Source organism: Flavobacterium sp., assembly GCF_003525665.1.
Lineage (GTDB): Bacteria > Bacteroidota > Bacteroidia > Flavobacteriales > Flavobacteriaceae > Flavobacterium.
In genome coordinates this window covers 1-11,340 of the sequence record NZ_DQDX01000047.1, presented here as the reverse complement: position 1 = coordinate 11,340, position 11,340 = coordinate 1, and the positions used below count along the sequence as shown (strand labels likewise).

At 31.6% G+C, this 11,340-nt stretch carries 12 protein-coding genes and 1 pseudogene; 12 read left to right on the top strand and 1 reads right to left on the bottom strand.

Going from position 1 to position 11,340, the window contains the following annotated elements; translation table 11 throughout:
• The 5 genes from nadC to priA all read left to right on the top strand — a co-directional run.
• Positions 1–676: carboxylating nicotinate-nucleotide diphosphorylase (gene nadC / locus DIU01_RS03300; protein ID WP_290831827.1), on the top strand; the 676-nt coding region annotated here is incomplete at its 5' end.
• Between the two features lie 131 nt (positions 677–807).
• Positions 808–1,167, top strand: a complete 360-nt coding sequence (locus DIU01_RS03295) for a four helix bundle protein (protein WP_290831826.1) — start codon at positions 808–810, stop codon at positions 1,165–1,167.
• 150 nt (positions 1,168–1,317) lie between these two features.
• Entirely contained in the window at positions 1,318–2,271 is a 954-nt protein-coding gene (locus DIU01_RS03290; RefSeq protein WP_290831825.1) for a YihY/virulence factor BrkB family protein, read from the top strand.
• The gene (locus tag DIU01_RS03285) at positions 2,264–2,695 is read left to right on the top strand and encodes a DUF2147 domain-containing protein (RefSeq protein WP_290831824.1); all 432 of its coding nucleotides are present in this window, start codon (positions 2,264–2,266) and stop codon (positions 2,693–2,695) included. The genes DIU01_RS03290 and DIU01_RS03285 overlap by 8 nt, the downstream gene beginning before the upstream one ends.
• An 88-nt stretch (positions 2,696–2,783) precedes the next feature.
• A complete protein-coding gene (gene priA, locus DIU01_RS03280; protein ID WP_290831823.1) occupies positions 2,784–5,231 on the top strand; it encodes a primosomal protein N' in 2,448 nt (815 codons plus the stop codon).
• Here priA and DIU01_RS03275 read toward each other — a convergent pair.
• On the bottom strand, positions 5,228–5,923 hold the full coding sequence (locus DIU01_RS03275; RefSeq protein WP_290831822.1) for a LytTR family DNA-binding domain-containing protein: 696 nt from the start codon (positions 5,921–5,923) through the stop codon (positions 5,228–5,230). The two genes, priA and DIU01_RS03275, sit on opposite strands and share 4 nt — an antisense overlap.
• A 172-nt stretch (positions 5,924–6,095) precedes the next feature.
• On the opposite strand from DIU01_RS03275, the pseudogene rpsF reads away from it, so the two are divergent.
• From rpsF to DIU01_RS03240, 7 genes and pseudogenes are all read left to right on the top strand, one after another.
• Positions 6,096–6,437 (top strand): annotated as a pseudogene (gene rpsF / locus DIU01_RS03270) (30S ribosomal protein S6).
• A 2-nt stretch (positions 6,438–6,439) separates the two neighbouring features.
• Positions 6,440–6,736: a 30S ribosomal protein S18 gene (rpsR, locus tag DIU01_RS03265; protein WP_007138295.1), complete on the top strand. Its 297-nt coding sequence runs from the start codon at positions 6,440–6,442 to the stop codon at positions 6,734–6,736.
• A 65-nt stretch (positions 6,737–6,801) separates the two neighbouring features.
• Positions 6,802–7,242: a 50S ribosomal protein L9 gene (gene rplI / locus DIU01_RS03260; protein ID WP_035128292.1), complete on the top strand. Its 441-nt coding sequence runs from the start codon at positions 6,802–6,804 to the stop codon at positions 7,240–7,242.
• Between the two features lie 181 nt (positions 7,243–7,423).
• Positions 7,424–7,897 (top strand): DUF6495 family protein, encoded by a 474-nt coding sequence (locus DIU01_RS03255; protein WP_290831821.1) that lies wholly within the window; start codon positions 7,424–7,426, stop codon positions 7,895–7,897.
• A gap of 71 nt (positions 7,898–7,968) precedes the next feature.
• A complete protein-coding gene (gene ligA / locus DIU01_RS03250) occupies positions 7,969–9,966 on the top strand; it encodes an NAD-dependent DNA ligase LigA (RefSeq protein ID WP_290831820.1) in 1,998 nt (665 codons plus the stop codon).
• Positions 9,956–10,633, top strand: a complete 678-nt coding sequence (locus tag DIU01_RS03245) for a hypothetical protein (protein ID WP_290831819.1) — start codon at positions 9,956–9,958, stop codon at positions 10,631–10,633. The genes ligA and DIU01_RS03245 overlap by 11 nt, the downstream gene beginning before the upstream one ends.
• A complete protein-coding gene (locus DIU01_RS03240) occupies positions 10,634–11,323 on the top strand; it encodes a hypothetical protein (RefSeq protein WP_290831818.1) in 690 nt (229 codons plus the stop codon).
• Positions 11,324–11,340: the final 17 nt, after the last annotated feature.

The following is an 11,340-nucleotide window of genomic DNA, read 5'->3' as shown; positions in this document are numbered from 1 at the left end:
CAATTATGTTGATGCCAATATGAAAGTCGAAACGTTTATTGAAGATGGAAGCGAAGTAAAGTATGGCGACGTTGTTTTTCACGTTTCTGGAAGTTCACAATCTATTTTAAAAGCTGAGCGATTGGTTTTAAATTCGATGCAACGCATGAGTGCGATTGCGACAAAAACTAGAAATTATGTCAAACTTCTAGAAGGTACAAATACTAAAATTCTTGATACAAGAAAAACAACTCCAGGTTTCAGAGCTTGCGAAAAATGGGCGGTGAAAATTGGTGGCGGCGAAAACCATCGATTTGCGTTGTACGACATGATTATGCTCAAAGACAATCACAACGATTTTGCTGGTGGAATTACAAATGCCATCAATAAAACTAAAGAATACCTGAAAAAGAATAATAAAGATTTAAAGATTATCGTTGAAGCAAGAAACCTAGATGAAATTAAAGAAATCTTAAAATCTGAAGGAATTTACAGAATTCTAATCGATAATTTTAACTTTGAAGATACAAAAGAAGCCGTTCGATTAATTGGAACGCAATGTTTAACAGAATCATCAGGGAATATCAACGAAAAAACGATTAGAGAATATGCCGAATGTGGTGTAAATTATATTTCGTCTGGAGCATTAACACATTCTGTTTACAATATGGATTTGAGTTTGAAAGCGATTGATTAGATAGCAGATAGCAGATGGCAGATTACAGATAGCAGATTACAGATGGTAGATGATTGATAGCAGATGACAGATTTCAGATTACAAAAAGTAGGTGATAGTTTACTGATTTTTTTATTTTAAAGTAAGAATTTATGCGATTTCAAGATTTATTAGCTTATAAAAAATCATTTGAACTTTCAATGATGATTTTTGTGATATCAAAGAAATTTCCATCAGAAGAAAAATATTCATTAACTGATCAGATTAGGCGTTCTTCAAGAAGTGTTTCTGCTAATATTGCTGAAGCAACTAGAAAACGGAGATATGAAAAGCATTTTGTTTCCAAATTAACTGATAGTGATTCAGAAAATGCTGAAACCCAAGTTTGGTTAGAATATGCGTTAGCTTGTAAATATATTGAAAATGAAGAGTTTAATTTATTAACTGAGAAAAGTATCGAAGTAGGAAAATTATTAAATTATATGATGAACAACCTAAATAAATTTTTGTAAAAAAAAAACTAAAACCTGAAATCTGCAACGTGCAACGTGCAATCTGAAATCTGAAACCTGAAATCTGCAACCTGCAACCTGCAATCTGTAATCTGAATTCTGCAACCTGAAACCTGAAATCTGAAACCTGCAATCTGCAATCTGAAAAATATGTCTATAGAAATAGAAGATAAGTTACTAAAAATTCCAGTTTTAAAGCAACTCGTGTTGTTTGGTAAAACTATAAAGCTTCCTTGGCTGCATGGTTTATCATTATACGATTTGCTAGAAATGTATTTTGTTGGAATTATTGAAGGTGCTATTTCCTATCGCGCGACGGCAATTGCTTTTAGCTTTTTTATGGCATTGTTTCCGTTTGCGCTGTTTATTTTAAATTTACTTCCGTTTATACCTATTGAAGGTTTTCAAGAAGATTTTATGGGATTTGTGCAGCAAAGTGTGCCACCAACGACTTACGATGCTATTTCTAAAATAATCAATGATATTTTACACAATAGTAACTCTGGATTAATTTCTACTGGTTTTTTCATGGCAATTATATTAATGGCAAATGGAGTAAATGCGGTTCTTGGCGGATTTGAATCTTCGCATCACGTTACTTTGAAAAGAAAGTATTTTCGTCAGTATTTTGTTTCGTTGGGAATGTCAATTTTGTTGTCTTTTATTTTAATTATAACGGTTGCAACCATTGTAATTTTTGAGGTTTTTATTCAGAAGACAAAAATTCAAGATGTACTTTCAGATAAAATTCCACTCATCCAAATGGGAAGATATATTTTCCTTATTGCGATGATATTAGTTACAACTTCAATTTTATTTAAATTTGGAACGAAGCAAGAAATGAAGCGTTCTTTTATTTCTATTGGTTCGGTTTTTACTACAATTTTAATAATTTTGTCTTCCTATTTCTTTGGAATTTGGGTTGTTAAATTTTCAAAATACAACGAACTTTATGGTTCTATTGGGACTTTATTGGTTGTAATGTTTTACATTTGGATAAATAGTATGATTTTATTACTTGGGTTCGAATTAAATGCATCCATTCATAAATTAAAGAAAATAGAGAATGATAAAGGAAAAAAAAATATATCAGAACATGAATAAGAAATTTTTAGTACTTACTATTTTGCTTTTGTTTTTTCAAATTTCGTTCTCCCAATCCGTTGTTGGAAAATGGAAAACCGTCGACGATGAAACCGGAGTTGAAAAAGGCATTGTCGAGATTTTTGAAAAAGACGGTGTTTATTACGGGAAAATTGTAGAAATTTTCGAATCGCAACACAAAAATAAAAAATGTACGTTGTGCCAAGGTGAAAGTAAAGACAAGCCGCTTCTAGGTTTGACTTTCATCAAAGGATTAAAAAAAGAAGGACACGAATATAATGGTGGAAAAATCCTCGATCCTAAAAACGGAAAAACGTACAAATGTTACATAACTTTAGAGGGAAAAGATAAACTAAAAGTAAGAGGTTTTATTGGTATTTCACTCTTCGGAAGAACCCAATATTGGAGTCGTTTAAAAAGCTAATGCTCTCCAAAAGGAATTAATCTATATTCTATTTTCTATACTCTATTTTCTATACTCTTTTTTCTCTATTCTATTTCCTCTCTAAAAAATGCATTTCATTGAAGTAATTTTACCGCTTTCATTACCAAAAACGTTTACTTACAGCGTTTCAGAAGCCGAGTACAATTACATCAAACCAGGAATGCGAGTTGCAGTTCCGTTTGGGAAAAATAAAATTTATACAGCTTTGGTCGTTGCTTCTCACAACAATCCGCCAACACTTTATGAAGCCAAAGAAATTCATCAAATTTTAGACGAAAAACCCATTGTAAATCAATTTCAAATTGACCATTGGCAATGGATTGCATCGTATTATATGTGTAACATTGGAGATGTTTTTCGTGGCGCAATGCCATCGGCTTTTATCTTAGAAAGCGAAACTATTATTTCGCACAAACAAGGTGATACAATTGATGAAAGCGAGTTATCTGACGATGAATTTTTAATTTACGAAGCACTTCAGCATCAAAGTTCGTTGAAAGTTCAAGATATTATGGCAATTTTAAACAAGAAAAATATTTTTCCTGTGGTGCAAAAATTGCTAAACAAAAATGTACTTTCTCTCCAAGAAGAAATGCAAGAAGAATACAAACCCAAACTTATTCGATATATTCGTTTGCACGAAAATTATTCGACTGATGAAAGTTTGATGGCTTTATTAGATTCCCTAAAAGGAGCAAAGCAAAAAGAAGTGTTGATGCATTACTTTCAAACAAATGCTCAGGATAAAAAACCAATTTCTGTAAAGCATCTTACCGAAATTTCGAAATCAACTACAGCAACAATAAAAGCTTTGGTTGATAAAAATATATTTGAAGAATATTACATTCAAGAAGACCGAGTCAATTTTGATAAAAATAAAAAAGAGAATAATTTAAATTTAAGTGAAGCGCAGCAAAAAGCTTTTCTTGAAATTAAAGAAAGTTTTCAATCGAAAGAAGTTTCGTTGCTTCATGGTGTTACGTCATCAGGTAAAACCGAAATCTATACCAAACTAATAGAAGAATTTATCGCTCAAGGCAAACAAGTTTTGTACTTATTGCCCGAAATTGCTTTGACAACACAACTAGTTTCTAGACTAACGCGACATTTTGGAAATGAAGTTGCTGTGTTTCATTCGAAATATTCTAATAACGAACGAGTAGAAGTCTGGAATCAAGTTTTAGAGAATTCTGAAAAAGCTAAAATCGTAATCGGTGCAAGGTCGGCTTTATTTTTACCGTATTCCAATTTAGGATTAATTATAATTGATGAAGAGCACGAACAAACGTTCAAGCAGCAAGATCCAGCACCAAGATATCATGCACGTGATGCCGCAATTGTTTTGGCTCAAGCCCAAAAAGCCAAAGTTTTATTAGGTTCGGCAACGCCAAGTATTGAAACCTATTTCAATGCGCAATCGGGAAAATTTGGCATGATTTCTATCCAAGAGCGTTTCGGAAAAGCACCTTTGCCCGAAGTGGAATTGGTAGATTTAAAAGAAAATTATTTCAAGAAACGAATGAAAGGTCATTTCAGTCTGACTTTGATTGAAGCGATAACTGAAGCATTGACTTTGGGCGAGCAAGTGATTTTATTTCAAAATAGACGCGGTTTTTCACCAGTTTTAGAATGCATTACTTGTGGACACATTCCGCAATGCACAAGCTGTAATGTGAGTTTGACCTATCATAAATTTAAAAATCAATTGCGTTGTCACTATTGTGGTTATTCAATTGCAAAACCTACTAATTGTCACGCGTGTTCTAGTGTAGATATTTCTGCAAAAGGATTTGGAACAGAACAAATAGAATTGGAATTGGCGGAGTTATTTCCAACAAAAAACATCAAGCGAATGGATCAAGATACCACTCGCGGAAAATACAGTTTTGAAAAATTAATTGATAGTTTTAAAAATAGAGAAATTGATATTTTAGTTGGAACCCAAATGCTTGCGAAAGGATTGGATTTTGATAACGTTTCGTTAGTAGGAATCATGAATGCCGACAACATGTTGTATCATCCCGATTTTAGAGCTTTTGAAAGAAGTTTCCAAATGATGACGCAGGTTTCAGGTCGCGCTGGTCGTTCTGATAAACGTGGTAAAGTGATTATACAAACGTACAACGTAAATCATAATGTAATTCAGCAAGTAACGCACAATGATTATATTGGAATGTATAAAGAGCAATTGTATGAACGTCAAATTTATAAATATCCACCATTTTTTCGTTTGATAAAACTAACGTTGAAGCACAAAGATTTCGAAAAATTAAAAGAAGGATCGATGTGGTTGTATCAAGTAATGCAGCAAAATTTGAATGTACCAGTTTTAGGTCCAGAAGAACCAGGAATTAATCGAATAAGAAACGAATACATTCGAACGATTATGGTTAAAATCCCACAAGATTCTTCTATTTCAAGCACAAAAAAAACTATCCAGAAAATACTGAATAGTTTTGATGTTGTTCCGCAATACAGAACTATAAAAGTTACTGCAAACGTAGATTTTTATTAAGCTATTGCTAAAGCTCTTATTAAATCTTCTTTCTTGTTTCTGCTTAAAGGAATTTTAGTAACTCCAATTTCGGCAAATTTACTATTGAAACGTTCTACTTTATCGATATTAATAATGTACGATTTATGAACTCTAATGAATTTGTCTTTAGATAAGTCTTTTTCAAAAGATTTCATCGTAGAAAGTACCAAATTAGTATCTTCTTCGGTTACTACTTTTACATAATCGCCATAAGCTTCAATCCATTTAATTTTGTTTGTAAAAACCTTAAGTTTTTTCAAATTACTTTTAATGAAGATATGATCGCCTTCGTCTTCATGATTGTCTTGACGTAACATATATAAGTCTAATGCACGTTTTACCGAGGCATTAAAACGTTCTAATACAATTGGTTTTTGTAGGTAATCTGTAGCGTCGTAATCAAAAGCTTTCAAGGCATATTCAGCTTTGGATGTTATAAAAATCACTTGAGGTTTAACTTTTAATCCGTCAATGAAATCAAATCCGCTTATCACAGGCATTTCTACATCAAGAAAAATTAGATCAACAGCATGAACTGTCATACAATTTTTCGCTTCAATTGCATTAGAAAAATCACCAACTAAGTTCAAGTTTGGGTGATTATTTACTAACTTTGCAATGACCATCCGCTGAAGCGAACTATCATCAACAACTACACAATTTAGTTTCATAATTTATTTTTTATTATAGATTTGGTGCAACGAAAATAAATTATTTTTTTTGATAAAACTAATTTTAATCGGTGTTTTTTGCATTTTGGCGATTAAAGTTGAATTTAGCTTGTTTATTAAAATAATATGATTACTTTTGCACCCAATTTTATATAATTAAAACATATTTATTATGAATCATTACGAAACTGTTTTCATCTTAAATCCCGTTTTATCTGACGTTCAGGTAAAGGAAACAGTAAGCAAATTTGAAGATTTTCTTACAAGTAGAGGAGCTAAGATGGTATGAAAAGAGGATTGGGGCTTAAAAAAATTAGCTTACGAAATCCAAAACAAAAAAAGTGGTTTTTACCATTTATTTGAATTCCAAGTGTCACCAGAAGTATTAATTGCTTTTGAAACTGAGTTTAGACGTGACGAAAGAGTAATGCGTTTCTTAACTGTAAGTTTAGATAAACACGCAATCTCTTGGGCAGAAAGAAGAAGAGAAAAACTTAAAGTAGCAAAAGCTTAATCATGGCAACATTACAACAATCAGCTTCAGGAAAAAAAGACGGAGATATTAGATATTTAACGCCTTTGAACATCGAAACAAACAAAACTAAAAAGTATTGTCGTTTCAAAAAATCTGGAATCAAATATATTGATTATAAAGATGCAGACTTTTTATTGAAATTCGTTAACGAGCAAGGTAAAATTTTACCAAGACGTTTAACAGGAACTTCATTAAAATACCAAAGAAAAGTATCAGTTGCTGTTAAAAGAGCACGTCACTTAGCTTTAATGCCATACGTGGCCGATTTATTAAAATAATTTAAAAAACTCAGTTGTTGGTTTCTCGTAACAAAGAACCTAACTTCTATAATAAGGACAACAACATGGAACTTATATTAAAACAAGACGTTCAAAACGTAGGATTTAAAGATGATATCGTATCAGTTAAAGCTGGTTACGGTCGTAACTTTTTAATTCCTCAAGGATTTGCTCAATTGGCTACACCTTCTGCAAAGAAAGTTTTAGCTGAAAACTTAAAGCAAAAAGCACACAAAGAAGCTAAAGTTATTGCTGACGCTACTAAAATTGCTGATGCTATTAAAGCTCTTGAAGTTAAAATCACTTCTAAAGCTGGTGGAGAAAAATTATTTGGTTCTGTAACCAACATCAACATCGCTGAAGCTTTAGAAAAAGCAGGTATCTCTATTGATAGAAAATTTATCACTAGTGGTGTTGTTAAAAGAACTGGAAAATACAATGCATCTGTAAGATTACACAGAGACGTAATTGTAGATTTACCTTATGAAATTTTAGCTGAGGTTTAATATCTCGCTATCATAAATATAAAGTCCCGATGAAAATCGGGATTTTTTTTTAGTTTGCCGCTAAAACATATCGACTCAAAGGTTTTAATAATTTTGCAATTACTTTGTTTCACTTGTTTTTTTGGCGAATCATTAAACAATAAATGAACTTTGTGACTTTGCGCCTTCGTGGCAAATAACTATGAAATACAAAAGATTAACAAAAGAACAATTTGAAGCATTGCATCAAGAATTTGCTAATTTCTTGGCTTCACAATCAATAGATAAAAAGGAGTGGGACGAAATTAAGGTTAACAAACCTGAAGTAGCCGAACAAGAATTGGACGTTTTCTCAGATTTAATTTGGGAAGGTGTTTTAACAAGCGCTCAGTTTTTGGAACACTTTTCTAAAAATCATATTTTCCTTTTTCATACTCAAGAGAAATTTATTCAATCAATTGTAATTAAATCTTTAGATACTACTGTCGATTTCATGACTAAAGATGGTTTGCAATGGCTTAGTGACAATTTATTTACAGATACGGTAGAAATGCATATTGGTAAAAAAGAATATGGTGAAGATCGTAATTTGGATATTTTTAATTTAATTGCCGAAGGTGCAATTTTAAGCGATGGTCAATTATATATTCAAATTAATACCATTATTCAAGGTTAATTTTTTTATTTTTTAAAATTAAATTGGTTAAATTAGTACGCAAAACGAACTAAATTACCCATTTCTTTTTTATGGACATTCAAAAAACAATACAGGATTTGCGTGAGGAACTTAACCTCCACAACCACAACTATTATGTGGAAGATAAACCTACTATTTCCGACTTTGAATTTGACCAAAAGTTAAAGCAACTTCAAGATTTAGAAGCACAATATCCAGAATATTTTGATGAGAATTCACCTTCGCAACGCGTTGGCGGAACAATTACCAAGAATTTTCAGACGGTTGTTCATGAAAATAGAATGTATTCCTTAGACAACTCCTATTCTAAAGAAGATTTACAAGATTGGGAAGTTAAAATCCAAAAGGTTTTAGGAAATGTTCCTTTGCAATATACATGCGAATTAAAATACGATGGTGCATCTATTTCTATTACTTACGAAAACGGAAAGTTAAGTAAAGCAGTAACGCGTGGCGATGGATTTCAAGGCGATGAGGTTACTAATAATATCAAAACAATAAAATCAATTCCGTTACAATTAAAAGGAAATTATCCGCCAAAATTTGATATTCGTGGAGAAATAATTCTGCCTTTTGAAGGATTTGAAAAAATGAATCAGGAGTTGATAGAAATTGGTGAAACGCCTTATTCTAACCCGAGAAATACTGCTTCTGGAAGTTTGAAATTACAAGATAGTGCTGAGGTTGCCAAACGTCCGCTAGATTGTTTATTGTATTTCATTACCGGAACTAATTTACCATTTTCTACACAATACGAAGGACTAGAAACCGCCAGAAATTGGGGTTTCAAAGTTCCAAATCAATCAAAACTAGCCAATAATCTCGATGAGGTTTTCGAATTTATAGAATATTGGGATGTTCACCGACACAATTTACCTTACGAAACCGATGGTGTTGTGATAAAAGTAAACGATTTTAACCATCAAAACGAATTGGGTTACACTGCCAAATCACCGCGTTGGGCAATTGCATATAAGTTTAAATCAGAACAAGTAACTACTGTTTTAAATTCTATTTCTTATCAAGTTGGACGAACTGGTTCTATAACTCCAGTTGCCAATTTGCAACCAGTTCAATTGGCTGGAACTATTGTAAAACGTGCCTCTTTACACAATGCCGATCAAATTGAAAAGTTAGACATTAGAGTAGGTGATAGCGTTTTTGTAGAAAAAGGTGGCGAAATTATTCCTAAAATAATTGGTGTTGCTCAACGAGGAAATCAATTAGAGCCAACAAAATACATTTCGCATTGTCCAGAATGTCATGCAGAATTAGTTAGAAAAGAAGGAGAAGCCAATCATTTTTGTCCGAATTTCTATGGTTGTCCGCCGCAAATTATTGGTCGAATTCAACATTATATTTCGAGAAAAGCCATGGATATTGAAGGTCTTGGTGGTGAAACAGTTGCTTTACTATTCCATAATAATTTGGTAAAAGATTATTCCGATTTGTATGAGTTAACGGTTGAGCAAGTAATTCCGTTAGAGCGAATGGCTCGAAAAAGTGCCGAAAATCTTGTAAACGGAATCGAGAAATCGAAAGAAATTCCGTTTGAACGCGTTCTTTTTGCACTCGGAATTCGCTATGTTGGCGAAACTGTTGCCAAGAAATTAGCCAAGCATTATAAAAGCATTGATGCATTAAGTAAGGCATCTCTTATGGATTTAATCTTAGTTGATGAAATAGGTGAGAGAATTGCACAAAGTGTTATTGAATTTTTCGAAAATCAAAATAATAGTACTATTATTGCGCGATTAAAGAATTTTGGTATCCAGTTTGAAATTATTGAAAAACACAATCCTAACGCCACAGAAAAATTAGTAGGTAAAACCTTTGTAGTTTCTGGTGTTTTCGAACAATTTTCTCGAGACGATTTAAAGAAAGCGATTGAAGATAATGGAGGTAAAGTAGGAAGTTCAATATCGGCGAAAACCGATTATGTTGTTGCAGGAGAAAATATGGGACCAGCTAAATTAGATAAAGCAAATAAATTGGGAATTTCAATTATATCAGAAAATGATTTTATAACTATGCTTAATGAAAACTAGTAGAGTAGCACTTATAATTTATTTTCTTTTTTGTTTTTTGGCTGTTTTTGCAGATGTGTTGCGAAATGAAACTTTAACTTTAATTTCTCTTCCGTTTATAATTCCGGCAATTTCTTTTTATTATTTGATAGAAACAAAAAAGAAAAACTATTTACTGCTCTTGTTTTTGCTTTGCTGTTTTATTGGTGATTCTGTTGGTTTAATGAATTTTGATAACGAAGTATATTATATTTTAGTTCCGTTTTTTATTGCGAATCTGGTTTTGCTTGTAATGGCTTTTCAAAATTTAGAACGATTTAAATTCAACGTTTTCAATATCCCATCCTTAGTTATATTGATTCTATTTGTAGGTTATTTGTGGTATTCTATTGTTGATTTATTTCTTTTTCACGAATTATTGATTAGAATATTAATTATGATTTATGGTGGTTTATTGTTTTTTGTATCCATTTTTGCAGGTTATAATTTGATTTGTAAATTGAACAATGCTAATTTGTTTTTAGGAATTGGAGTAACGTGCATAATAGTTTCAGATACTTTTTATATTGTTTATAATTATCAAACACAACTTGTCGTTTTAGATGTTCTTCATTTATTTGCGCAAGTACTATCCTATTATTTTATTACAAAGTATGCATTAACTAAAGAAGCTTCAAAAACTGGTTAGATGAAACAAATGATTCCTAAGAAAGATATGCTTAAAATAGTAACTTTAAGTTTTTTTGGTTTAGCTGCAATTGAGATAATTGGAGAATTTTTGTACAGTGATTTTATAATTTCACTCTCTAAACCATTGTTATTACCATTGATTCTATTTATCTATTGGTATAATTCTGAGAAAGCCTCTAAAGTGTACATTGTTGCATTACTATTAAATTGGAGTGCAAATGTTTTGTTTTTATCTGTAGTTTCCGATGTGATATTTGTTGCAACCATACTGTTCATGCTCAGCCGATTCTTTATTTTTCTTACAATTTTTGAAAAATTAAGAAATCTCAATTTCGTTCCAATACTAATCGGCTCGATTCCTTTTCTATTTTTGTTTACCTATTTGATTTACTTAATTTACGAAGAAGTTTTTGGATATGCACTAATTATTAATTTACTTCAAAGTTTATTTATTTCGTTCATAGGCGGATTTGCTCTTGGGAATTTTATAATGAAAAATGATGAAGCTAGTAAATATTTACTCGCCGCAGCATTATGTTTTGCTTTAAATATATTTGCGTTAGGCGTAAAATACTATTATTTAGATTTAGGTTTCCTAAAGCCAGTTGCGATGATATTTTTTATTGCTGGACATTTTATCTTTCTTCGTTTTATGATTATTTCAGAAAGAGAGAAAATTATAGTTTAATCAGCAAAAATAAATTC